General features: G+C 64.6%; 21 protein-coding genes. 12 read left to right on the forward strand and 9 right to left on the reverse strand.

What is annotated here, in order from left to right; translation table 11 throughout:
* Positions 1-79 precede the first annotated feature (79 nt).
* The 6 genes from LDZ28_RS03080 (at position 80) to cobC (ending at position 6234) form a co-directional block, all read left to right on the forward strand.
* Positions 80-1957, forward strand: coding sequence for a TonB-dependent receptor domain-containing protein (locus tag LDZ28_RS03080; protein WP_244827264.1), 1878 nt, complete (start codon positions 80-82; stop codon positions 1955-1957).
* Between the two features lie 26 nt (positions 1958-1983).
* Positions 1984-2982, forward strand: a complete 999-nt coding sequence (locus tag LDZ28_RS03085; protein WP_244827975.1) for an iron ABC transporter permease — start codon at positions 1984-1986, stop codon at positions 2980-2982.
* Entirely contained in the window at positions 2979-3761 is a 783-nt protein-coding gene (locus LDZ28_RS03090; protein ID WP_244827265.1) for an ABC transporter ATP-binding protein, read from the forward strand. Before LDZ28_RS03085 ends, LDZ28_RS03090 begins: the two co-directional genes overlap by 4 nt.
* A gap of 10 nt (positions 3762-3771) precedes the next feature.
* A complete protein-coding gene (gene cobT, locus LDZ28_RS03095; protein ID WP_244827266.1) occupies positions 3772-4824 on the forward strand; it encodes a nicotinate-nucleotide--dimethylbenzimidazole phosphoribosyltransferase in 1053 nt (350 codons plus the stop codon).
* A gap of 88 nt (positions 4825-4912) precedes the next feature.
* Positions 4913-5674: an adenosylcobinamide-GDP ribazoletransferase gene (locus LDZ28_RS03100; protein ID WP_244827267.1), complete on the forward strand. Its 762-nt coding sequence runs from the start codon at positions 4913-4915 to the stop codon at positions 5672-5674.
* A complete protein-coding gene (gene cobC / locus LDZ28_RS03105; protein WP_244827268.1) occupies positions 5659-6234 on the forward strand; it encodes an alpha-ribazole phosphatase family protein in 576 nt (191 codons plus the stop codon). Before LDZ28_RS03100 ends, cobC begins: the two co-directional genes overlap by 16 nt.
* A 17-nt stretch (positions 6235-6251) precedes the next feature.
* On the opposite strand, the gene LDZ28_RS03110 is transcribed toward cobC, so the two are convergent.
* The 4 genes from LDZ28_RS03110 to cobU all read right to left on the reverse strand — a co-directional run bounded on the left by LDZ28_RS03110 (position 6252) and on the right by cobU (position 9926).
* A complete protein-coding gene (locus tag LDZ28_RS03110) occupies positions 6252-7121 on the reverse strand; it encodes a cobalamin-binding protein (RefSeq protein WP_244827976.1) in 870 nt (289 codons plus the stop codon).
* Between the two features lie 232 nt (positions 7122-7353).
* A complete protein-coding gene (cobD, locus tag LDZ28_RS03115) occupies positions 7354-8358 on the reverse strand; it encodes a threonine-phosphate decarboxylase CobD (RefSeq protein WP_244827269.1) in 1005 nt (334 codons plus the stop codon).
* 53 nt (positions 8359-8411) lie between these two features.
* Positions 8412-9353 (reverse strand): adenosylcobinamide-phosphate synthase CbiB, encoded by a 942-nt coding sequence (gene cbiB / locus LDZ28_RS03120; RefSeq protein WP_244827270.1) that lies wholly within the window; start codon positions 9351-9353, stop codon positions 8412-8414.
* Positions 9354-9359: 6 nt separating this feature from the next.
* On the reverse strand, positions 9360-9926 hold the full coding sequence (cobU, locus tag LDZ28_RS03125) for a bifunctional adenosylcobinamide kinase/adenosylcobinamide-phosphate guanylyltransferase (protein WP_244827271.1): 567 nt from the start codon (positions 9924-9926) through the stop codon (positions 9360-9362).
* 55 nt (positions 9927-9981) lie between these two features.
* Between cobU and LDZ28_RS03130 the strand changes: the two genes are divergently transcribed.
* The 3 genes from LDZ28_RS03130 (at position 9982) to LDZ28_RS03140 (ending at position 14800) form a co-directional block, all read left to right on the forward strand.
* Complete coding sequence (locus LDZ28_RS03130) at positions 9982-11454, forward strand: cobyric acid synthase (protein ID WP_244827272.1); 1473 nt, start codon at positions 9982-9984, stop codon at positions 11452-11454.
* 125 nt (positions 11455-11579) lie between these two features.
* Positions 11580-12353: a hypothetical protein gene (locus tag LDZ28_RS03135; RefSeq protein WP_244827273.1), complete on the forward strand. Its 774-nt coding sequence runs from the start codon at positions 11580-11582 to the stop codon at positions 12351-12353.
* Positions 12354-12589: 236 nt separating this feature from the next.
* Entirely contained in the window at positions 12590-14800 is a 2211-nt protein-coding gene (locus LDZ28_RS03140) for a TonB-dependent siderophore receptor (protein WP_244827274.1), read from the forward strand.
* A gap of 48 nt (positions 14801-14848) precedes the next feature.
* On the opposite strand, the gene LDZ28_RS03145 is transcribed toward LDZ28_RS03140, so the two are convergent.
* A complete protein-coding gene (locus tag LDZ28_RS03145) occupies positions 14849-15265 on the reverse strand; it encodes a PaaI family thioesterase (RefSeq protein WP_244827275.1) in 417 nt (138 codons plus the stop codon).
* Between the two features lie 193 nt (positions 15266-15458).
* Here LDZ28_RS03145 and LDZ28_RS03150 point away from each other — a divergent pair, with 193 nt between their 5' ends.
* Positions 15459-16085: a ParA family protein gene (locus LDZ28_RS03150; protein WP_244827276.1), complete on the forward strand. Its 627-nt coding sequence runs from the start codon at positions 15459-15461 to the stop codon at positions 16083-16085.
* Positions 16086-16136: 51 nt separating this feature from the next.
* On the opposite strand, the gene panD is transcribed toward LDZ28_RS03150, so the two are convergent.
* The 4 genes from panD to LDZ28_RS03170 all read right to left on the reverse strand — a co-directional run bounded on the left by panD (position 16137) and on the right by LDZ28_RS03170 (position 18535).
* Positions 16137-16523, reverse strand: coding sequence for an aspartate 1-decarboxylase (gene panD, locus LDZ28_RS03155; RefSeq protein ID WP_244827277.1), 387 nt, complete (start codon positions 16521-16523; stop codon positions 16137-16139).
* Between the two features lie 21 nt (positions 16524-16544).
* Positions 16545-17378, reverse strand: coding sequence for a pantoate--beta-alanine ligase (gene panC / locus LDZ28_RS03160; RefSeq protein ID WP_244827278.1), 834 nt, complete (start codon positions 17376-17378; stop codon positions 16545-16547).
* Between the two features lie 66 nt (positions 17379-17444).
* Positions 17445-18230, reverse strand: coding sequence for a ScpA family protein (locus tag LDZ28_RS03165; protein WP_244827977.1), 786 nt, complete (start codon positions 18228-18230; stop codon positions 17445-17447).
* 116 nt (positions 18231-18346) lie between these two features.
* A complete protein-coding gene (locus LDZ28_RS03170; protein ID WP_244827978.1) occupies positions 18347-18535 on the reverse strand; it encodes a DUF3460 family protein in 189 nt (62 codons plus the stop codon).
* Positions 18536-19023: 488 nt separating this feature from the next.
* On the opposite strand from LDZ28_RS03170, the gene LDZ28_RS03175 reads away from it, so the two are divergent.
* Positions 19024-20766, forward strand: coding sequence for an autotransporter assembly complex family protein (locus LDZ28_RS03175; protein ID WP_244827979.1), 1743 nt, complete (start codon positions 19024-19026; stop codon positions 20764-20766).
* Positions 20767-20781: 15 nt separating this feature from the next.
* Entirely contained in the window at positions 20782-24972 is a 4191-nt protein-coding gene (locus LDZ28_RS03180) for a translocation/assembly module TamB domain-containing protein (RefSeq protein WP_244827279.1), read from the forward strand.
* The last annotated feature ends 166 nt before the right edge of the window (positions 24973-25138 follow it).

Here is a 25138-nt window from a genome sequence, read left to right on the forward strand (position 1 = left end):
CGCATTCGAGCGCGCTCGTCGCGCATTGGCCTTGCGGGGAGCGAGGTCGCGCCAGCCTACGCATGGGAACATTTCACGCATGGTATCGCCACTTGCCCGACACGCGGGCAGACGCAAAACGATCGAACGCGCTGCGCTCGTCGCCCTCAACACATGGCTGCTCGCTCATGAAGCGCTCGCGGACGAAGCCTCGCAACCGCCGCTCGCGCCCGTCGTCGTGACCGCGACGCGCACCGCGCAACCTCTCGCCGATACGATCGCGCAGACTTCGCTCTTCGACGCCCAGGATATCGCCGATAGCAATGCCTACGACGCGCTCGGCGTCATCGGTCTTGCGCCCGGCGTGCAGGTGACGCGCAATGGCGGCCCGGGAGCGAATGCAAGCGCGTTCATACGCGGCGCGTCCTCGACGCAATCGCTCGTTTTGATCGACGGCGTGCGTGTGGAGTCCGCATCGCTCGGCTCGGCGCAGCTTGCGCAGATCATGCCGGATCAGATCGACCGCATCGAAGTCGTGAACGGCAACGTGTCGGCGCTGTACGGCTCGGGCGCGATCGGCGGCGTCGTGCAGATCTTCACGAAAGACGGCGAGGCGCATCCGCCGCGCTTCTACTTCGAGACGGAATACGGCAGCTATCACACGCAGCGGCAAGCGGCGGGCGTTTCCGGCGCGCTCGATAGAGAAGGCCGCACGACCTTCAGCTTCAACGTATCGCGCGAGAAGACCGATGGTTTCTCGTCGATCGATCCCGCGCTCGCGCCCAACGCCAATCCGAACGCGAACGGTTATCTGAACGAAAGCATCGCGGCCACGCTGCGCCACAAGTTCGGCGACAAATGGGACGCGGGCGTGCGCTTCTATCAGTCGAACGGCATCGACAGTTTCGACGATGCCTACGGCTTGCCCGGCGATCTCAACGATTCGCACAGTCGCGTGCGGTCGACATCGGTGTTTGCGAACGGCCGTATCACGGACCAGTGGACCACGCATTTCACGGTCGCGCAGGGACAGGACCGCGCGAACATCGAGCAGAACGGCATCTATACGAGCCGCTTCAATTCCGAGGATCGCCAGTATCTGTGGCAGAACGACTTTCGCCTGACGGAGGCGCACAAGCTCCTGTTCGGTTACGAGCATCTCGACCAGACGCTCGATTCGGATCAGTTCAGCGCGCCGGATCGTCACGTGAATTCGGTGTACGCGGGCTATGTGGGACGCTTCGGTCCGAGCGAAGTGCAGGCCAATCTGCGCCACGACCAGTATTCCGATTTCGGCGGCGCGAACAGCTACTATCTGGGCTATGCGTACAACATCGACACGCACTGGCGCGCGAGCGCGAGTTACGCGGCGTCGTTCCGCGCGCCGAGCTTCGACGATCTCTACTATCCGTTCAGCGGCAATCCGTCCATTCAGCCCGAGCGCAGTCATTCGGTGGAAGCGGCGCTGCAGTACGCATCGGACCAAGTGGGCGTGCTGCGCGTGACGGCGTTTCAGACGCGCTATTCGAATCTGATCGATTACGTATCGGACGGCAGCGGCTTCTATATCGCGCAGAACGTCGGACGCGCGAAGGTGCAGGGCGTCGAGGGATCGTGGGCAGGGCATGTCGGCGCCACTGATTTGCGCGCGGGCGTGACGTTCCAGAATCCCGTCGATGAAACCGGCAATCAGGACCTGACGCGCCGTGCGCGGCGTTTCGCGAGTTTCAGCGCGCATCGCTCGATAGGAAGCTGGCGCGTGGGTGGCGAGTGGATCGTGAGCGGTGCGCGCAGCGATTACGATTCGACGCTCGCGGGCTATGGCGTCGTGAATCTGTCGGCGCGCTATGACATCACGAAGTCGTGGTACGTGAGCGCGCGTGTCGACAACCTCTTCGACCGGAACTATGAACTGGCTTATTCGTACAACACGCCGAGGCGCGGCGCTTATGTCACGCTCGGCTGGCGCCCGTCGTGAGCGACACCGTTGACCTGCGCCGCGCGATGAACGCGAAACGCGCGTTAGGCATCTGGGCTGCGCTCGGGCTTGCCGCGTTGCTTGTGTTCATGGCGTCGCTCGCGCTCGGCAGCGTCGCGTTGCCCTTGCCGCGCGCCATCGCGGCGTTGCTGCACGCGCATGCGGCCGCGCCCGATATCGCCGATGACATCGTGCTCACCTTGCGTTTGCCGCGCGCGCTTGCGGGTTTCGCTTCGGGCGCCTTGCTCGCGCTTTCCGGCGCGCTGCTGCAAGTGCTGTTGCGCAATCCGCTGGCCGAGCCGTACGTGCTCGGCGTATCCGGCGGCGCAGCGACCTTCGCGCTCACGGCGATGCTCGCGTCGCTGCCGTGGTGGGGCATCGATCTGGCGGCGTGCGCGGGCGCGTTCGCATCCATCGTGCTGGTGCTCGGACTCGCGCGACGCGACCTGTGGCACGGCGACCGCGATGCCTCGCCGCGTCTTCTGCTGACAGGGGTCGTGATAGCGGCGGGCTGGGGCGCGCTCATCACGTTGATCCTCAGCATTGCGCCGGAGAATCGCTTGCGCGGGATGATCTTCTGGCTGACGGGCGACCTGAACGGCGCAGCGACGCCGTGGCCCGCGCTGATCGCGCTCGTCGTCGCGATGATCGTCGTCGTGCCGCTCGCGCCGCAACTCAACGTGCTGTTGCGTGGCGATACGGCCGCGCGTTCGCTCGGCGTGCCTGTCTCGCGCGTGCGGCTGTCGGTGTATCTCGTCGCATCGCTTGCGGCAGCGGCGGCTGTCACGACGGCGGGCACCATCGGCTTCGTTGGGCTCGTCGTGCCGCATTTATTACGGCTCGCGTTCGGCAACGATCAGCGCATGCTCGTGCCGGCGTCGGCGCTAGCAGGCGGCCTCGCGGTAATGAGCGCCGATCTCGTCGCGCGCACGGCGATCGCGCCCGCGCAATTGCCGGTGGGCGTGGTGACCGCACTCGTCGGCGTGCCGATGTTCCTGTGGATGCTGCTGGCGAGACCGCGATGACCCTGCATATCGAACACGTCAGCTTGCGCGCGGGCGCACGCACGCTCGTGGAAGACCTCACACAAAGTATCGGCGCGGGCGAGATGTGGTGCATAGCCGGGCCGAACGGCGCGGGCAAAACCACGCTCATTGGCGTGCTCGCGGGTTTGACAAAGCCGGCCAAAGGCGCGATATCGCTCGATGGCCGCGCACTCGCGTCCTGGCGCGCGGCGGATCTCGCACGCGCGCGCTCGCTGATGCCGCAAAGCTCGCACGATGCCTTCAGCGCGACCGTACTCGACACCGTGCTGCTGAACCGCTTTCCGTATGTCACGGGCTGGGGCTGGGAGAGCGCCGAAGACCGCGCTGCCGCGCATGCCGCGCTCGATGCGCTCGGTCTTCTATCGTTCGCCTCGCGCGATGTCCTGACATTGTCGGGCGGCGAACGGCAACGCGTGACGCTCGCCGCCGTGCTGTGCCAAAACACACCGCTCTTGCTGCTCGACGAACCGCTCGCGCATCTGGACCTGCATCATCAAATCGATTGTCTGCACGTACTGGCCGACGCCGCGCGCAAGTCCGGCCGCACGGTGATTTTCTCGTGTCACGATCTCAATCTCGCGCGGCGCTTTTCGACGCACGCGCTTTTGCTCGATGGCAAGGGCGGCGCGCACGCCGGTCTCGTCGCGGACGTGCTCACGCCTGAACGCGCGAGCGCCGCGTTCGGCTATCCGCTAGCCTTGATTCGCGATGGCGAGCACGAAGCGCTCGTGCCGTCCATTCCCGTTGCACGCACCTGAAGGATTGCCGATGTCAAACGCCCACGACTTGCCCACGCCCCGCGCGCCAGACCGTTCGCGCGAAGCCGAACTGCAACGCATCATCGATACGAAAACGAAGCCGCCGGGCAGCCTCGGTCGGCTCGAAACGCTCGCGCTGCAAATGGGCGCGATTCAGCGCACGACGAAGCCGCGCATCGAGCGCCCGGCGATGATCGTGTTTGCGGGCGATCACGGTATCGCGGCCGAGGGCGTGAGTCCGTATCCGCAAGAAGTGACCGCGCAGATGGTCGCGAATTTTCTGGCGGGCGGCGCGGCGATCAACGCGCTGTCGCGTTCGGTCGGCATGATGCTCGAAGTGGTCGATGCGGGCGTGGCGACACCGATTCCCATCGATAGCGGCTACGAGCGTCTGTCGCTCGGCCTCGGCACGCGCAACTTCGCGAAGGAAGCGGCGATGTCGCGCGAGACCGCGCTCGAAGGCATCGCGCGCGGCGCGGCGCGTGTGCGGCATCACGCGGCGCTCGGCACGAACGTGATCGGCTTCGGCGAGATGGGGATTGCGAACACGTCGGCGGCGGCGTGCCTGATGAGCCGTCTGTGCGGTGTGCCCATTGGCGAATGCGTCGGACGCGGCACGGGTCTCGACGATCGCGGCCTTGCGCACAAGCGCGACGTGCTTGGCCGAGCGCTCGCGTTGCATGCGGCCGAAGGCGATGCAATCGACACGCTCGCGACGTTCGGCGGCTTCGAGATCGCGATGATCGCGGGTGCGTGTCTCGCTGCGGCGGACGCGGGCATGACGATTCTCGTCGATGGCTTCATCGCGACTTCCGGCCTGCTCGTCGCGGCGAAGATCGCACCCGAGGTGCTCGACTACTGCGTGTTCGCGCATGCGTCGAACGAGGCGGGGCATCGGGGCATGCTCGCGCATCTGCATGCGGAGCCGCTGTTGCAACTCGACATGCGGCTTGGCGAAGGCACGGGCGCGGCGCTCGCGTTGCCGATCCTGCGCGCGGCCGTGGCGTTCGTCGATGAGATGGCGAGCTTCGAGGCGGCGGGTGTCACGGATAAGCGAGAGTGACGGCGATGAGCATCACCCGCAAGCGCTGCGCGAGGTCGGGGCGCGTCACTGCGTTCAAGCGCGCGGGCGTCTCGACTCGCTTGCCGCAATGACCCGTCCGCTCGACGAACTGCGCTACTTCTTCACCGCGCTCGGTTACTTCACGCGCGTGCCGGTGCCGCGTTGGGTTGGCTTCGAGCGCGCTTATTTGAACGCGGCGGCGCGTTATTTTCCGCTCGTCGGCGTGATGGTCGGCGGTATTGCCGCGCTCGTCCTGCTCGCGGCGTTGCGCGTGCTTCCGTTGGGGGTTGCCGTGTTGCTGTCGATGGCCGCCACGCTCGTGCTGACCGGCGCGTTCCACGAAGACGGTCTTGCCGATTGCGCCGATGCCTTCGGCGGCGGCTATACGCGCGATGACGTGTTGCGCATCATGCATGACTCGCGCATCGGGGCGTTCGGCGCGATTGCGCTCGTCATTGCACTGGCGCTCAAGTGGCAGACGCTTGCGAGCACGCCGCCGCTCATTGCCGCATGGTTGCTGATCGCCGCGCACGCCGCGAGCCGCGTTTTCGCCATCAGCTATCTCGTCACGCTCGACTATGTGCGCGCCGAGGGCAAGGCGAAGCCGGTCGCACAGCGCATGAGCGCGGGCTCGTTTCTGATTGCGATGATCTTCGGCGTGCCGTGGCTCTTTGTCATCGACTGGAAATTCGCCTGCCTGACGCTCGCGTTGCTCACGGTGCTGCGCTGGGCGATGGGAGGTTACTTCGTGAAGCGCATCGGCGGCTATACGGGGGATTGTCTCGGCTTCGCGCAACAGGTGTTCGAACTGGCCATTTATCTCATCGGGCTCGCATGGATCTCGTACTGATCCGGCATCCAGCCGTGCGCGTCGATGCAGGCGTGTGCTACGGCCAGAGCGATGTTCCCTTGCTGCGCGATGCGAATGCATCGGCTTGCGCTCTGAAGGCGCGCATGCTGTCGCTGAACGTGCCCGCGTGTGTCGATGGCTGGCATTCGAGCGGACTCGTGCGATGTGCATCGCTGGCCTGGGCGTTGAGCGGTGGCATCGCGCCTCACGTCGATGCGCGCCTCGCCGAGATGAACTTCGGCGCATGGGAAGGGCGCGCGTGGGATGCGATCGATCGCGCGCTGATCGATGCCTGGGCCGCGGATATCGAACACGCGAGGCCGCATGGCGGGGAGAGTCTCGTGCAGTTCGCCGGGCGCGTGGAGGCCTGGTTGCGCGATATCGAGCGTGCCGACCGGCCGGTGCATGTGATCGCGCATGCTGGCGTCATGCGCGTGCTGACAGCGCACATGCTCGGGATGGAGCGCGCGAGCGTGTTGCAATGGCCGATCGAATTCGGCGCGATCGTGCACTTCAGGCGTGTGACAGGGAAGTGGCTGCTGGTGCGGTGGAATGCCTGAGGGCAGGGCCGCTTCGGTCACTTTCCGCGACGCCCGCGCGCTTGCTCCAGATCCCTGCAAAGCTCGGCCGCGCCCAGCGCGATGCGCGGCGTCGGCCGATTGATCAGATCGCCATCGATACCGAAGAGGTTGCCGCGCGCCACCGCGGTGAGCGAACCCCAACGCTTCCATCGATCGAGTGCGGGCAATGCGCGATTCGGCGTCGTCGCGCCGGGCGTCGCGGTGACGATGGCTTCCGGGTTCGCCGCGAGCACGGCTTCGGTCGAGATGGTCGGCACGCGCGTGTCGTTCGCGGCGAAGACGTTGACGCCGCTGCACAACGCGATCACTTCGCTGAACACGTTGTCGCGGTTGAGCGTCATGAGCGGGTCGTCCCACACCTGATAAAACACGCCGACCGGCGGACGTTGCGCATAACGCGTCCGCAGACCGCCGATATCGCGCGTGAATGCAGCCGACGCCGCGCGTGCGTTCGCTTCCGTGCCGAGCAACGCGCCGAGCCGGTCGATGTTGCTCGCGATATCGTCGAGATGGCGCGGTTCGCTGAAGAAGATCGGAATGCCGAGCGCTTGCAGCCGATCCATCTGCCGCGCCGCATTGCCATGCCGCCATACGACGATCAAGTCCGGATGCAATGCGACGATGCGCTCCAGATCGAGCGCCTTGTTGTCGCCGACGCGCGGGATAGCCTGCGCTTCCTTCGGATAATCGCTATACGTCACCGCGCCGACGATACGCGACCCGCCGCCCGCCGCGAACAGCAATTCGGTGACATGCGGAGCGAGACTCACGACGCGCGTGGCGGGTGTCGCGAGCGTGATGCTGGCGCCGCTGTCGTCGGTGACGGTGATGGCGGCGAAAGAGGGCGATGCGCTCAGCGTCAATATCGTTGCGAGAAGGACATGCGGAACGGCGTGTCGAAGCGAATGCGCGGCGAACGCGCGCAGACCTCGGTTGCTTGCGCGCCGGAGCAAGCCGATTTGCGCAGCCAAGGTGCGCAAGACGAGTTCTAAGCCCACGCGCAAACCTCCGGGAGCGAGCGTTCAAGCTGCGCCCGATTGACTTCACTGCCAAGCAAGCCGATCTGTGCAGCCAAGGTGCGCCAGAAAGATTTCGACGTCACGCGCAAACCTCCGCCATCGCTCGTTCAAGCCGCGCCCATTCTCCTTCGCTGCCCGGCAAGCCGATGCGCAAACGCGGCGTCATCCCAGCCGGATCGAAGAGCCGCGTCCAGATACCGCGCGTGGCAAGCGCATGCTGCAAGCCGCTCGCATCCAATGTCTGGAACGACGTAAAAAGCGGCGTCGCACGCGCGTCGAACCCATGACGCGCGATAAGCGCCGCGAGCCGTGCGCCATCGCGCTGCAAGCGTTCGCGGGTTTCCCGTTGCCACGCGCGATCCTCGAAAGCCGCCCGCACCGCGTGACGCGCGGGGCCGCTGACGGTCCATGAACCCAGCGCATCGGCGAGCATGGCGATCACATCGGGTGCGGCAAGCACGAAGCCCGCGCGAATTCCCGCGAGCCCGAAGAACTTGCCGACCGAGCGCAGGACGACAAGCCCCGCATCCGCGCTGCGATCGGCAAGAGACTCGGCCGGATCGACATCGGCGAATGCTTCATCGACGATCAACGTACCGCCGCGCGATGCCAGCCTCGCATGCCAATGCAGCAAGACGTGGCGCGGGAGACGCTCGGCGGTCGGGTTGTTCGGATTGGCGACGATCACGTGATCGACGGCATTCGGCAACGTGTCGGCATTCACGTCGAGCGGCACGACCGAATGGCCCGCGCGCACGAACGCCGGCGCGTACTCGCCATACGTCAACGGTGCGATGGCCACCGTGCCCTTCTTCAAGAGCCACGGCAAGGCACGAATGGCGGCCTGCGAACCCGCGACGGGCAGCGCGAGCGGCGCGCCGTAATGAGTCGCGGCGAGTTCGGCGAGACCATCGGCGTCTTCGGGCAAACGGCGCCAGGCATCGGGCGGAATGGGCGGGACCGGATAGCCTAAAGGGTTGATGCCCGTCGAAAGATCGAGCCAGTCGTCGAGCGCGATGCCGTATCGACGCGCGGCTTCGCGCAGATTGCCGCCGTGACGGATGGGACGCAGTGGATCAGACATGATGGCGTGTGGAAGGCGCGAAGTGATGGACGCGTCGAATCGAAACAGAAGAATCACCCATGTCCGGACGCGCTCATCAAGGCAAAGACGAGCAGGATGGCAAGCCACAGCAAGATCGAACGCTCGACGAGCCGCAACGCCGCGACCACGTGCCTCGGCGTGGCCTCATGCCCCGCGCCGAGCGTCGGACGCGCTTCGAGCACGCCGTGATAAACCGCCGCGCCGCCAATCAGCACATTGAGGCTGCCCGCGCCCGAAGCCATCACCGGCCCTGCGTTCGGACTGTCCCACGCACGCGCCTGCGTGCGCCAGCAATGCCAGGCCATGCGCGTGTCGCCCGCGAGCGCGTAGCTCGCCGCCGTGAGGCGCGCGGGAATGAAGTTGAGCACATCGTCGATGCGCGCCGCCGCCCAGCCGAAGCGCAGGTAACGCGGCGTGCGATAACCCCACATCGCGTCGAGCGTATTGGCGAGACGAAACGCGAGCGCGCCCGGCCCGCCCGCGATCACGAACCAGAAGAGCGCCCCGAAGATCGCATCGTTGCCATTTTCGAGCGCGGATTCGACGGCCGCGCGCGAAAGGGCGTTCTCGTCGGCTTGCGAGGTATCGCGCGACACGATCCGCGAGGCGAGCTTGCGCGCGCTTTCGAGGTCGCCGAGCGAGAGGGCGCGGGCAATCGGCGCAATGTGCTGACGCAAGCTCTTGGCGCCGAGCGCGAACCACAGCAAGATCACATGCACGGCCGCGGCATACGCGGGCGGCAGCACGCTCACGAGCGCCCATGCGACCAACACCGGCGGCACGACGGCCGCAAGCCACGCAAGCATGCCCGCCGGCCGCGCCCGATGCCCCGTGTTCATGCGCGCTTCGAGCTTCGTCGCGTATCGCCCGAAGGCGACGAGCGGATGCCGCATGCGCGGCTCGCCGAACATGCGATCGACGATCACGCCGAGCACCGCGAGCAAGGACATCGAGTAGAAGGAAAGCAGGAGCATCGCCGGTCAGCCTTTCAGCGCGATCGGCAGACCCGCGACCATCAGCGTCGTGCGCGTGCTCGCGGCGGCGACGCGTTGATTCAATCGGCCGAGCTCATCGACATAAAGGCGCGTGACGGAACCGAGCGGCACCACGCCCAAGCCGATTTCGTTCGATACCACGATGACCGTGCCGCGCACGGCGGCGAGCGCGCGGTCGAAGGCATCGAAGGCATCGGTGGCCTCGCGCGGCAGTGACGCGTTCTGCGCGTCGGCGTTATCGGTTGTGAAGAGCAGATTGGCGAGCCAGAGCGTCAGGCAGTCGATGAGCACGCACGCGCCCGGCCTGTCCGCGTCGCGCACGGCATCGGCAAGACTGAGCGGCGCTTCGACGAGCGTCCAGTGCGCGGGCCGTCTTTCGCGATGATGCCGCACGCGCTCGGCGAACTCGGCGTCGCTGCCGACGCGCGCAGTCGCGATGTATGTCACGGGCAAACCGCTCTCGTTGGCAAGGCGTTCGGCGTGCGCGCTTTTGCCCGAACGAGCGCCGCCGAGAACGAAGATGAGGTCGCGTGGAGAGTGGGTCGTGGTCATCGCAATATTGTACCGGCGGGCTAAGATGCAGGCTTTCACCCGAGGACCGCATTCCATGTCTTTCACGCCGCGCGGCACGCTGATGATTCAGGGCACGACTTCCGATGCCGGCAAGAGCACGCTCGTCGCGGGCCTGTGCCGGCTCGCGCGGCGCGGCGGCGTGAAGGTCGCGCCGTTCAAGCCGCAGAACATGGCGCTCAACAGCGCGGTCACCGTGGATGGCGGCGAGATCGGCCGCGCGCAGGCGCTGCAGGCAATCGCGGCGGGCGTGCCCGCGCGCATCGACTTCAATCCGGTGCTGCTCAAGCCGACGAGCGATCGAGGCGCGCAAGTGATCATCCACGGTCACGCGCATGCAAATCTGGACGCGCGGGCGTATCACGAATACAAGCGCACCGCGTTCGATGCCGTGCTCGCGTCCTACGCGCGGCTCACGGCCGAATTCGACGCGGTGATCGTCGAAGGCGCGGGCAGTCCCGCCGAAATCAATCTGCGCGATCGCGATATCGCCAACATGGGGTTCGCGGAACGAGTCGATTGCCCGGTCGTGCTGGTGGCGGACATCGATCGCGGCGGCGTGTTCGCGCATCTCGTCGGCACGCTCGCGTGTCTTTCGGAAAGTGAGCGGGCACGAGTGCGCGGCTTCGTCATCAACCGGTTTCGCGGCGATATCGGCTTGCTGACACCGGGGCTCGAATGGCTCGAAACGCAGACCGGCAAGCCGGTTCTCGGCGTCTTGCCGTATCTGCATGGCCTCACGCTCGATGCCGAGGACATGCTGCCGTCGCAGGCGCGGTCGCGCGGCGCGGAATCGACGCTGAAGGTGATCGTGCCCGCGTTGCCGCGCATCAGCAATCACACGGACTTCGATGCGCTGCGGGCGCATCCGCAAGTCGATTTCGAGTACGTTCGGCCGGGCATGGCGCCGCCGCCCGCCGACTTGATCGTGTTGCCTGGATCGAAAAGCGTGCAGCGCGATCTGACGTGGCTGCGTTCGAACGGCTGGGAGCGGGCGATCGAGCGGCATCTGCGCTACGGCGGCAAGGTGCTGGGCATCTGCGGCGGCATGCAGATGCTGGGGCGCACGGTCGACGATCCTTCGGGCGTCGAAGGCGCGGCGGGTTGTGTCGATGGCCTGGGGCTGCTCGATCTCGCCACCGTGCTCACGCCCGACAAGCAGCTCGCAAACGTGACGGGGCGGCTTGTCATCGACGGCAAGGAGGCGCCCGTGCGCGGCTACGAGATTCATATGGGACGCACGAGCGGCGCGGCGCTCGCGCGGCCGGCGGTGGCGCTCGACGACGGCCGCTTCGACGGCGCGGTGTCGCAAGACGGGCAGATCGCGGCGACGTATCTGCATGGCCTCTTCGATACACCCGAAGCCTGTGCCGCGTTGCTCGCGTGGGCCGGCGTGAACGATGCCGCGCCGCTCGACTATCCGGCGTTGCGGGAGGCGTCGCTCGACCGGCTCGCGGATTCGTTCGAGCAGGCGCTGGATCTGAAGGCGGTGCTGGCGGCGTTCGCTTAAGGACGAGCTGCCGCGGGGCGTGCCTTTCCGCATTCAAGTTTTGCGGCAGCGGTCCGTTATCTGATTGTCGGCACGCCGTGACGAGCGGCGGCCTGTGCTCAATCCGATACCAAGAACACGCTCTCATGAAACTTCGCTCCAAGCTTATGCTGCTCGTATTGCCCGTCCTCGCTGCTTGCGGTGGCGGCGGCGGCGACGACAAGACCTGCACGACCGACCTCGGTAATCTGCAGAAATCGTGCGTAACGAATCCGTCGCATACGCTTCCTGAAGGCTTCTGGTACGGCTCGGTGAATTCCGGGCAGTCGCTCGCGGCGCAGACCATCGTCCTCGAATCGGGTCAGTACTTCAGCATCTATTCGCGAGATGGCTCGTTCGTCTGGCTGATCGAAGGCATCATGACGGCGACCGATGGCGCGTTCAGCGACGCGTCGACGGTAGGTTTCCACGAAGCAGGCGCGATCCGTGCCGGCTCGCTCAGCGGCAACTTCACGCAGAAGAGCACGCTCACCGCGACCACCTCGCTCTATGTTTCGCCCGATACCGCCGCCACCGCGTACAACGGCAACTACAACGCGACGTACGACACGCCGATCGCCATCAACGACGTGGCGCGCACTTGGACGAGCGCATCGGGTGTCTCGCCGATCTCGTCGATCACCTTCGCGGCAGACGGCACGGCCAAGGGCACGCAGAACGCCTGCACGTTCACGGGCAGCTTCAAGCCACGCTCGACCGGCAAGCATCTGCTCGATGGCACCTTGAACTTCGCGGGCGGCGCGTCTTGCACGCTCAATAACGTGTCGATGCCCGTGGAGGCCACGGTCGTCAACGGACAGCTCACCGTCGTCGGCGTCACGACGCAGCGGGATCAGGCGTTCTATCTGTCGGGACAGTGAGCCTGTTGCTGGTTTCCTAAAATCCCGGTTCCTTGCTTAGGATTTAGCCCGCCGCGCGCGGGCTTTTTCTCGTCCAGTGTGCCGTGACGCCTCGCACACGTCGCAGCACGACAACAGTTTCTGATACGACAAATACAATTTTGTACCGTCCGTTTAATAGACAATTTACAATTGTTAACGATTCGCATTTACGCGCTCAGACGGCTCAATTCACCTTTTTCGAATATCCACGCCTTATGTCACGATCGGTCACCCAGCAAGAAGTCAGTCGCCGCACTGCGGTATCGAAGGCGGTAGAACGTCTTTTCGTGGGACTGGTCGCCGCCGCCGCAATGCAGGCGAGCGCTTACGCGCAAGGCGCGCCCTCGGCGGACGGCACCTCGGCCGATAGCGCCAGTGCTGCTCAATCGACGACCTTGCCAGCCGTGATGGTCAAGGGATCGGCGGCGCCCGGCGATCTGCCCGCGCCCTATGCAGGCGGACAAGTGGCGCGCGGCGGCAGCATCGGTGTGCTTGGAACGGCGAACGTGATGGACCAGCCTTTCAGCACGACGAATTACACCGAGCAGATGATCCAGGACACACAGGCGCGGACCATCGGCGACCTCGTCGTCAACAACGCGTCGGTGCGCACGGAGCAAAGCGGCGGCGGTTTCGGCGACGTGTTCCAGATTCGCGGCTTCGACGTCCAGCCGACCGATGTCGCGCTCAACGGCCTCTACGGCATGGTCTCGGCGGCGCGCGTGCCGGTCAACCTGCTCGAACGCGTCGAAGTGCTGCAAGGCCCGGGATCGCTCATGTACGGCATGGGACCGGGCGGCAGCGTCGGCGGCGCGATCAACATCGTCACCAAGCGCGCCGACGATACCCCGCTCACGCGTCTCACCGCGTTGTATCAATCGAAGAGCCAGTTCGGATTTGCCGCCGATATCGGCCGCCGCTTCGGCGATGAAGGCCAGTGGGGCGTGCGCTTCAACGGCCAGATCAAGGACGGGCAGACCGGCATTGCGCACGGCAACCAATTGCAGGGCGACAGCGCGATTGGCCTCGACTATCGCGGCAAACAGTTGCGCTGGTCGTTCGACGCCTACAACGTCTCCGAGAACACCGACGAGTACCGCTCGCAGATCGGTTTCGGCACCGCGACCGCCGTGCCCGCCGTGCCTTCGGCATACAACAATCTCTATCCCGGCTCGAAGCTCAAGCTGCGCGATTCGGCCGTCATGACGCGCGCCGAGTACGACATCAACCAGTACGTGACCGTGTACGGCGCGGCGGGAGAGCATTACGGCACGTCGCAGCAGAACTTCCCGTATGCGGCGGGCATGACGGCGGCGGGCGAGTTCAGCGCCTATAACGGCTATTACGACCAGTACACGCGCACCAAGACCGTCGATGCGGGCCTGCGCTTTCACTTCGATACCTTCGGCGTCAAGCACACGCTGGTCACGGGCGTGACGAGCCTGAATCAGGAGATCGGCTACTTCTACGCGCTGGGATCGACCGCGGTGGCGTCCAATCTCTATTCGCCGTCGCCCCTCGCACCCGTCGATACCCCGCGCGGCGACATGCAGCGCAGCAGCCAGACGCGCCTGAACAGTCAGCAGGTCATCGATACGATGTCGTTCTTCAACGACCGCGTGCTGCTGACGGGCGGTTTCCGTCGTCAGACGATCGGCCAGGACAATTACGATCCGACCACGGGCGCGCAGCAAAGCTCGCTCGACCAGCAGGCGATCTCGCCGCTCGCGGGCATCGTAATCAAGCCGCTTTCGAATGTTTCCGTGTACGGCAACTTCACGTCGGGTCTTTCGAATGGCGGCACGGCGCCGGCGGGCACCGCGAACGCGGGCCAGGCGTTTGCGCCGTACAAGTCGAACCAATACGAAGCGGGCGTGAAGGCGGATTGGGGCCGCGTGCTGACATCGGTTTCGGTGTTTCAGATCTCGCAGCCCAACGCCGTCACCGATCCCATCACGAATTTCTACGGCTACAACGGCAAGACGCGCGTGCGCGGTCTCGAACTGGCTGCTTACGGCGAAGTGTTCCGCAGTCTGCGCCTGATGGCGAGCGCGACGTTCTACGATCCGAAGGTTTCAGGCACGGCGGGCGGCACGCAGGACGGCAACGATCCGGGCGGCGTGCCCAAGTTCGCCTTCAACCTCGGCGCGGATTACGACTTGCCGTGGGTGCCGGGCCTGAGCGTCAACGGGCGGATCATCCATACGGGCGCGCAGTACTACGATTCGAGCGATACCTTGCGCTTGCCGTCGTGGACGCGTTACGACGTCGGCGTGCGTTACGGAATGCGCATCGCGAAGAAGGACGTCGTGTTTCGCGCCAACGTCGAGAATCTCTTCGGCAGCCGGTACTGGATGCAGCAGGGCACCTACGTGACCAACGCCGCGCCGCGGACCTTGCTGATTTCCGCGCAAGTCGATTTCTGATCGCGACTTGAAAAGCCGGGACAGTCGCGCCGCTGTCCGGCTTTTCCGTCAATAAAGAATCATCTGCGTACACCGGAACATGGCGATCAGCTTTCCTTCGCCATTGGTGACGCTTGCATCCCACACCTGCGTGCTTCGTCCGGCATGCACGGCCGTCGCCCGCGCGATGATCTTCCCTTCACGCGCCGTCGACACGTGATTGCTCTTCAATTCGAGCGTCGTGAAATTCTGCGCGTTCTCCGGTAAATGAGCGATGCACGCGTATCCGCAACAGGTATCCGCCAGGCCGACGACCGTTGCCGCATGCAGAAAGCCATTGGGCGCGAGTAACTCAGGCCGGATGACGAGTTCGCCCGTCAACGCGCCTTCTTCGAGTGAAATCAGTTGCACGCCGAGCAACTCGGGCAGACGGCCCTTCTGACGGTTGCGAAGAAAGTCGAGCGTCACATCGGAACGAAGGGGCATGGCGGTCGTTTAGAAGAGAGGGGAAGAAAAGGAAAGGGTAGTCCGTTCGGCCAGCGCTTCGCGTGAGCGCCGTTTTGCCGATAATATCAACGGCTCGAAATCATGTATCGGTTCCTAAAACGAAACCGCGCGCAGGCGTATCCCGGCGAAGGGCGTCGAAATCAAGCGCGTCGAACAATCTTCTGGACAATTCATGACCGTGATCGTGGTGGCAAATCCGAAGGGCGGCGTCGGGAAAAGCACGCTCGCAACCAATCTGGCCGGGTGTTTCGCGGCAAACGGCGAGTGGGTCGCGCTCGCCGATCTGGACAAGCAGCGCTCCTCGCACGCGTGGCTTTCGCTGCGTCCGGACACGCTGCCAAGAATCGAAGAATGGAATCTCGACGTCGACGCGCCCGCCAAGCCGCCCAAGGGCCTGGAAAAAGCCGTCGTCGATACGCCCGCCGGAGTCCACGGCAACCGGCTCGCGCTCGCGCTGGATATTGCCGACAAGGTGATCGTGCCGCTGCAACCGTCGATGTTCGACATCCTCGCCACGCAAGACTTTCTGTCGAAACTCGCGAAGGAAAAGGCGGTGCGAAAGGGCGCGATCCAGGTCGGCGTCGTCGGCATGCGGGTGGACGCGCGTACGCGCTCGGCGGAACAGCTGCATCGTTTCGTGGAAAGTCTCGACTTGCCCGTGCTCGGCTTTTTACGCGACACGCAAAACTACGTGCAACTCGCCGCGCACGGACTCACGATCTGGGACGTCGCCAAAAGCCGCGTGGAGAAGGACCTGGAGCAGTGGCAACCCATCATCGAATGGGTCAGCAAAAAATAAGGTCGGCGGTCCTTTCGGAGCGCCGGCCAAGTCGCGGATGAACTCGGACGATCAGGTCCAGTTCTGCGTCGGCACGTGATCGCGGTTGCCCTTGATGCGGTTCGCTTCATCGACGAAGACGAGGTCCGGCTTCCAGCCCGCCGCGATCTCTTTTTCGTCGACAGCCGCGAAAGCCGCAATGATCACGAGGTCGCCCAACTGCGCGCGCCGCGCCGCCGAGCCGTTCAGCGAGATCATGCCGCTGCCGCGCTCGCCCTTGATGGCATAAGTGGTCAGGCGCTCGCCGTTGTTCACGTTCCAGATGTCGATCTGCTCGTTCTCCAGCAGATTCGCCGCTTCGAGCAGATCCTCGTCGATTGCGCACGAGCCTTCGTAGTGAAGCTCGCAATGCGTGACCGTCGCGCGGTGGATCTTCGATTTGAGCATGGTGCGCTGCATGATGCGTGTGGTTCCTTTACTTCAGATTTCCAGATTGTCGATGAGACGGGTGTTGCCGAGCTTCGCCGCCGCCAGCACGACGAGCGGCGCGCTCGCATCCGCTTCGCCCGGCGCGAGCAGGTCGACGCGCTTGCGCACGCTGATGTAGTCGGGTTTCCAGCCGCGTTCGGCGAGCGCGTTCATGGCCGTGCGTTCGAGCGCGGCCAGATCTTTCTCGCCCGAGAGCACGGCTTCGCGCACGCGATTCAACTGCAGCGCGAGTTGCGGCGCTTCGGCGTGCTCGGCGGCCGACAGAAAGCGATTGCGCGATGACAGCGCGAGACCGTTTTCCTCGCGCACCGTTTCGGCGGCGATGATCTCCGTGGGCAGCGCGAACTGGTGGCACATCTGCCGCACGATCATCAGTTGCTGATAATCCTTCTTGCCGAACACCGCGACGCGCGGCTGCACGCACGACATCAGCTTCATCACGACCGTGCACACGCCGGTGAAGAAGCCGGGGCGGAATTCGCCTTCGAGAATGTCGCCGAGGTTATGCGGCGGATGCACGCGATACTGCTGCGGCTCCGGATACATATCCACTTCGGTCGGCGCGAACAGCACGTAGACGTTCTCCGACTGCAGCTTTTCGATGTCGTCCAGCAGCGTGCGCGGATATTTGTCGAAGTCTTCGTTCGGCCCGAATTGCAGCCGGTTCACGAAGATGCTCGCGACCACCGGATCGCCATGCTGGCGCGCAAGCCGCATGAGCGAAAGATGGCCTTCGTGGAGGTTGCCCATCGTCGGGACGAAGGCGGTGCGGTTCTGACCGCGCAACTGATCGCGCAGTTCGTGAATTGAGCTGATGACTTTCATCGAGCGGGTGTCTCCTGGCGGGCGGCAGCAACAGGCCGCACCGAGGCAAGGGTAGAGAAAATGCTTTTAAGCGGGAGAGTACGCGAGTCTCACGTAAATGGGCGCAAAAGGCTCGGCCTGAGTGATTTCGATCAGCGATTCGCGCGACAACTCCAGCATGGCGATGAAGTTCACCACGACCACCGGTACGCCGCGCGTGGGATCGAATAGCTCGGAGAACTCCATGAAGCGCGCATGCTGCAGGCGCCGCAGGATTACGCTCATATGCTCGCGCACCGAGAGTTCTTCCCGCGAAATCCGGTGATGCTGAACGAGCTTCGCGCGCTTGATGACATCGGCCCAGGCGGAGCGCAGGTCGTTCATGTCGACGTCGGGGAAGCGTTGCGTCGACGCCTGCTCGATATAGACGTCCGCGCGCAGGAAGTCGCGGCCGAGTTGCGGCAACTGGTCGATACGTTGCGCGGCGAGCTTCATCTGCTCGTATTCCAGCAAGCGGCGCACGAGTTCGGCGCGCGGGTCTTCGGCGTCCTCGCCGGTGTCGGCCTTCTTGACCGGCAGCAGCATGCGCGACTTGATCTCGATGAGCATGGCCGCCATCAGCAGATATTCCGACGCGAGTTCGAGATTCGACTCGCGAATCTGATCGACATAGCCGAGATATTGCGCGGTGACATCCGCCATCGGAATGTCGAGCACGTTGAAATTTTGCTTGCGGATGAGGTAGAGCAGCAGGTCGAGCGGGCCTTCGAACGCTTCGAGAAAGATTTCGAGCGCGTCCGGCGGAATGTATAGATCCGTTGGCAGCTTCCAGAGCGGCTCGCCGTAGAGATGCGCGAAAGCGACGCCGTCGATGGTGTCGGGCGTCGAGTCGGTCGCAGGCTTGGCGAGCGCGGCGGCCCGTTCATCTCGCGAGTCGTCCGGGGCCTGACGGCGGGGCGACTGCGGCTCGCGGCCGGCTGTACTCACGTTCAGAAGTTCTGGTAGTAGACGTATGGCGTCTGGTTCACGCGCGCCTTTTGCTGGCGTTCGCGTTCGTCGAGGTCGACCGGCTGCTTGTCCCACAGGAGCGCGCGGCCGCGACGCTGTTCGTCTTCGAGCGTCGGCTTCTGGCTTTTCAACTGATTGATGAACTGGGTGATGTCCGACTGGTACATGATCGGTTTTCCGTTGGCTCGATGCGGTGAATAGGGACGACGCGCCCGGCAGCCTTTGCTGGCGCCGATGCCGCGCGGCACTGGGTTCGATCTCCAGGATTTTACAGCAAGCGTGAAGCGGTAACGCATGGGACTTGGGGCTGCCACGTAAGCGATTATTGGAACCCGCGGAACCCCGCGAGCGTCTGACCGTCCAAAACCGCACGACAGCGCGCCCGGCAGCGGTCCGCGGACGGCACGCGGCAAACCACACCGCCGCAAGCCGCCGTTGCACATCCGTGCTCGGTTCCCATGCGAAGCTGTGGTGAAATAGCGCCTGCGCGCCGTGACCGGCTCATCGCATTGCAGCCGCGCGTTCGAGGTTCATCTTTCAGTCTCATTCATCCAGATGCCGGAGGTCACGTTTGGCGGGGCGTTCGTTTGATCCGCTGCGCGCGTTGCGCGCCTGTCCGCCGAAACGGCCGCACATGGCGACGTCCACGTCGCCCGGAATGAAGCGCTTGCCGGCTGCCCTGCGCAGCTTCGTGGCATGTGCGCTCCTGGCGGCCGCTTGGCCTGCGTTCGCCAAGTACGACATCGACATCGATGCGCCGCGCAGCGTCAAGAAGCTGCTGAAGGACCATCTCGATCTGTCGCGCTTCGCCAAGCGCGACGACGTCAGCGACGACCAGTTCCAGTTCCTCGTCACCGCCGCGCCGAAGGACGTGCGCGACCTCGTCGCGACCGAAGGCTATTTCACGCCGGTCGTGCGCACCGACGTGACGACCGATGGCGACAAGCGCAAGGTGACCGTCAGCGTCGATCCAGGTCCGCAAACGAAGATCGCCTCCGTGCAACTGCATTTCACGGGCGCGGTGACGACCGAAGACCGCAATCAGGAGAACGCCGCGCGTTTCGCGTTTTCAGTGAACGAAGGCGATCCGTTCTCGCAAGGCGCGTGGGACGACGCCAAGAACGCCGCGTTGCGCGCGCTCCAGTCGCGGCGCTATCTCGGCGCGAAAATCGTGCGCTCGCAGGCGCGCATCAATCCGCGCGCGCACCTCGCCGATCTCTCCGTGACCTTCGACAGCGGTCCGACCTTCACATTCGGCAAGCTCGATATCAGCGGCACGAAGCGCTATCCGGAAAAGATCATCGACAACGTGAACCCGATTCATCCGGGCGAAATCTACGACGTCTCGCGCGTGAACGAACTGCAACGCCAGGTGCAGAACACGCCGTATTACGCGAGCGTAGCCATCGACGCGGACAACGACGTCAACAAGCCGCTCGAAACGCCGGTGCATCTGAAGGTGAGCGAGTATCCGTACAACAGCATTCGCTACGGTGTGGGTTATGCGACCGATACCGGCTTTCACGTGCAGGGCGCCTACAGCTATCTGAATACGTTCAACGCGGCCTATCCGTTCACCATTTCCGGCCGGCTCGATCAGACGCAGCAGTACGGCCGCGTGCAACTCGCGATGCCGCCCGATTCGCGCGGCTGGGTCAACGCGGTGTTCGGCTCCTACACCATAACCGACGTATCGAGCACGAAGATTTATAGCGGACGCGTGGGTGTGCAGCGCTCGCGTTCGACGCAGAACATCGACACGACGTATTCGCTCGCTTTCTACGACGACCGCATCACGCAGAACGAGCCGAATCCGTCGACGGCGCGCGCGCTCGTGCCCGCGTGGACGTGGGTGCGCCGCGATGTCGACGATCCGCTGTTCCCGCGTCGCGGCAACATCATTCGCGCGGAAGCAAGCTTCGCGGTGAAAGGCTTGATGACCGATCAGACCTTTGCGCGTCTCTACACCAACGCGCTGCAGTATCTGCCGATCACGAAGAACGATCTCTTCGTGTTTCGCGCGGAATTCGGCGGCGTGTTCACGAGCGGGCCGTCGAGCGGCGTGCCGGCGTCCCTGCTGTTTCGCGCGGGCGGCGCGAATTCGGTGCGCGGTTATAGCTATCTGAGTATCGGCAACAATGTGGCGGGATCGATCTTGCCGACCAAGTACATGGTGACGGGCAGCAGCGAGTATCAGCACTGGTTCACGCACGATTGGGGCGGCGCGGTGTTCTTCGACATCGGTACCGCGACGGATACCTGGAGCGAGCGCGTCTTCCAGCCGGGCGTGGGCGTCGGCGCGCGCTGGCGCAGTCCGGTCGGGCCGGTCAACGTGGACGTGGCCTACGGGCTCAAGAACAAGAGCATCAAGCCGTATCTGACGCTCGGCATTGCGTTCTGAACGGGCGCACGAGCGATGGTGGATATCAAGGGCATGACGGAATCGAGCGCACAAGGAAGCAAGGACGAGCCGCGTTGGGATGAGGCGGGCGGCGTCGTTGCGTCCGATGCTGACGCGGGCGGCGGCAATAACGGCGGCAGCGGCGGTTCCGGCGACGATAAAAAGCCGCGCCGCGGCGGCTTCAGGCGTTTCATGCGCTGGTTGGGCGTGCTCGCACTGGTCATCGTTCTGATCGTCGTGCTTGCCATCGGCACCGTGTTGTTCGTGCTCAACACCGAGCGCGGCACGCGTTACGCGTGGCAGGCGGCGACATCGCTGCTCAAGGGTCAGCTGACCGGCAAGCTCGATGGCGGCGCTATCGCCACCGGCGTGAGTCTGCGCGATGTCCACTGGAAGAGTCCCGACGGCAAGGGCACGGACATAGCGGTCGACAGCGTTTCGGGACGCTGGGCGCTCACGCGCGAGCCGCTGCGCTTTACCATCGATTATCTGCATGTCGGCACCATCGACGCGCGCATCGCGCCTTCGCAAGAAAAGTCGACGAAAACGGAATTGCCGAAGGATTTGCGCCTGCCGATCCAGCTTGCCATCCGCGACCTGAGCGTGGAAAAGCTGCGGTTGCATCAGGGTGCGACGACCACCGAATTCTCGCGCCTGCTCTTTAACGGCGGCAGCGACGGGCAGCATCATCAGGCGACGGTGCAGCGGCTCGACACGCCGTTCGGCGCGGTGACGGCATCCGCGAAACTCGACGGCGGCGCGCGTCCGTTCCCGCTTTCCGGCGATGCCGGCTACACCGGCAAGCTAAACGGCGAAGCGGTGCAGGTGGGCGCGCGGTTATCGGGCTCGCTGGAAGACCTCATTGCCGATATCGACGCCAGCGGCATGAAGCTCAACGGCCGTGCGCATGTCGAAGCGCTGCCGTTCGGCGACGTGCCGCTCAAGCTTGCCATCGTCAATGTCGATCACGTCAATCCGCAGGCGTTCAGCCCGGGCGCGCCGTTCGCCGACCTCGCCGTGAGCGCCGAAGTGAAGCCGGTCGAGAACGCGCCGGGCTTCGTGGTGAGCGGGCCGGTGTCGATCGTCAACGCGAAGCCAGGCGCCATCGACAAAAAGCTGCTGCCGCTCATCGACGCGCACGCCAACGTGCGGCTCGATGCCTCCGCGCAAAGCATCACCGATCTCAACGTGCGTCTCGTGAAAGACGCGACCGTGACGGGTGGCGGCTCGCTCAAGGGCGGCGACGGCAAGTTCGACCTCAAGGTGGCGAAGCTCGACCTCAACGCAATCGAAGCGAGCGTGCGTCCGACCGATTTCTCCGGGCCGATCAGCGTCGTGCTCGCGGGCGATACGCAAACCATCGCCGCCGACCTGAACGATCCGAAAGCGGCGATCCGCGCGCAAGCCAAGGTGAAGCTCGACCCGAAGCAGACCGCGCTCGACGAAGTCAAGCTGACCGTCGGCAAGGGTCGCGTCGAAGCGAACGGTGTGCTCAAGAAAGATACGAATTCGAGCTATGACCTGAAGGCGAAATTCATCGACTTCAATCCGCTTCTGCTCACGCAGCAGTTGCTTCAGCCGAAGCCCGCGCCCGTCAGGAAAGGCACGCAGAAGAAGCCCGCCGCGCCCGCGCGCGCGATCGAGGCGCGCGTGAACGGCACGCTGGCCGCATCCGGCAGACTCGCGCCCGAACTCACCACCAAGGCGACCTTCAAACTCGCCGACAGCATGTACGACAACTTGCCGCTCACCGGCGAAGGCACGGTGCAACTGGCGGGCATGCGGCTCTTGCCAAGCGCGGCCAAGTTGTCTGTCGCGGGCAACGATGTCGATCTGAACGGCAGTTTCGGCGCGCCCGGCGACCGGCTGCGTTTTCGCGTCGATGCGCCGCAACTCGAGCGCCTCGGCTTCGGTCTCGCGGGGACGGTGAAGGCGGACGGCGATCTGACCGGCTCGATTGCGCATCCGAACGTGGCGGCGAATTATCAGGCCGATGGCGTCGTGTTCGGCGCGAACCGCGTCGGTCATGCGGAAGGTCGCGCGGACATTCGCGATGGCTCGAACGGCGCGCTCGTCTTCACGCTGAAAGCGCGCGATGCGAGCACCTCGGGCATCGAAGTCGCCACGCTCGATGCGAACCTCAACGGCACACGCATGCATCACACGCTCGACGTGACCGCGACCGGCAAGGTTCAGGGGCAGCCGGTGAATCTCGCGCTCGGCGCGAACGGCAAGTTCACCGATGCCGCCGACGGCCCGCATTGGGACGGCACGATCACGAAGCTCACCAACAAGGGCACGCCGTCGGTCAATCTCGAACAGCCGCTCACCGTGAGCTACGGTCCGGCCAGGCTCGTGCTCGGCGCGACGCGGCTCGTCGCGGAAGGCGCGGCGCTCAATCTCAAGTCGTTCGCGCTCGATCACGGCCGCATCCAGTCGGCCGGAACGTTGACGAATCTCTCGGTGCCGCGGCTTCTGGCCGTGCGTCAGGAAATGACGGGCGAGGAGCCACCGATCCGCACCGACCTCGTCTTCGATGGCGACTGGAACTTCTCGCTCGGCGCCACGGCGACCGGCTATGCGCAGCTCAAGCGCCGCAGCGGCGATGTGACCGTGGAAGGCACCCGTGGCGTCTCGGCGCTCGGCATCAACGACATCTCGGCGCGCGCCGATTTCTCCAACGGCAATACGCTCAACGCGACGCTGCGCGCGCAGGCGACGCGCATCGGCGTGATCGATGCCAACGCGCACACGCCGCTCGCCAATCGCGACGGCATGCTGACCGTGGTCGACGAAGCGCCGCTCTCCGGCGCGATCAACGCGAATATCCCCGAACTGCGCACCACCGGCGGGCTGCTCGGCCCGAGCTATCTGCTGGGCGGCAAGCTTGCGCTCAAGTTGAGCATCGCGGGGATCGTCGCCAAGCCGAATCTGTCGGGGTCGCTGACGGGCGACAATCTTTCGGCGACGGTCGTCGATCAGGGCGTTCAGTTGAAGGACGGCATCATTCGCATTGCGCTGTCGGAGAATCTGGTGGACTTCCAGCAGGTGGAGTTCCACGGCGCGAGCGGCACGTTGCGCGCGACGGGCAAGGTGCGGCTCGATCAGGCACAGCCGGACCTCACTGCGAGCATCATCGCGGACAAGCTGGAACTGTTCGCTTCGCCCGACCGGCAATTGTCGCTTTCGGGCAGCGCGAGTATCGCGAACGCGGGATTGCAGGGCGGCATGGCGATCAACGGCAAGTTCACCGTCGATCACGCGCTGTTCGACTTGCCGGAATCCGGCGCGCCATCGCTCGGCGACGACGTGGTCATCGAACGTCCCGATGGCACCATCAAGGGCGAAAACACGACGAAGCAGACGGTGGCCGCAGCGGAAAAACCGGTTGGACCGTTCACGCCGCGCGCGAATATCGACATCGACCTGGGGCAGCGCTTTCGCTTCAAGGGCGCCGGCGCGGATCTCGGGCTTGCCGGCGTCATCAGCGTGACGAGCGCGCCGAACATGCCGCTGCGCGCGGTCGGCAATGTGCGCGTGACGACGCCGGGTTCGAGTTACACGGCGTTCGGGCGCAAGCTCAACATCGAGAACGGCTTCTTCACGTTCAACGGACCGGTGGCGAACCCCGGCATCAATGTCCTCGCGATGCGGCGCAATCAGGAAGTCGAGGCGGGCGTGCAGGTGACGGGCACGGTGCAGGCGCCCGTGGCCAAACTCATTTCCGAACCGAGCGTGCCTGACAACGAAAAGCTCTCGTGGCTCTTGTTCGGTCATGGCACGGATCAGGGCAATAACGTCGGCCAGCAGAGCGCAATGACGAGCGCACTCGCGTTGCTCGGCAGCACGGGCGGCAAGCGTATTGCGCAGACCTTCGGGCTGGATGAATTCACCATCGGTTCGAGCGAAGTGGGCCTGACCGATCCGCAAGTGGTGATGATCGCCAAGGCCATCAACGAGCGGCTGGTGATTGGTTACGAGCAGGGTCTGCAATCGGCCAGCAACGCGATCAAGGCGACACTGAGCCTGTCGCGATTCTGGTCGGTGACGGCGTATGGCGGGACGTTCCAGGGCGTCGATCTGTCTTACACACGGCGCTTCAATTCGTGGATGCGGCTCTTTTCGTCGACGACGCCCACGCGGTCGGAGCGGGCGGCGGCTTCGTCGGCCGCGGCGGCATCCGAGGTGGAGTCGACCACGGAGTAGATCGCTTTGAAGACGTAAGGGGCCAGGGGCTTGCGAGTCGATCGCATGCCCCTTTTTGTTTTTACGCCGCGCCCGTAACCGATGTCTTTCTCTGGTCCCGAGACCTGCCTCCGATCTGAGTCGTTCTCAAGGTGCGCAAAAACCCGCAAGAACATTCTCAATATGG

The sequence above is a fragment of the Caballeronia sp. TF1N1 genome, assembly GCF_022878925.1.
Lineage (GTDB): Bacteria > Pseudomonadota > Gammaproteobacteria > Burkholderiales > Burkholderiaceae > Caballeronia.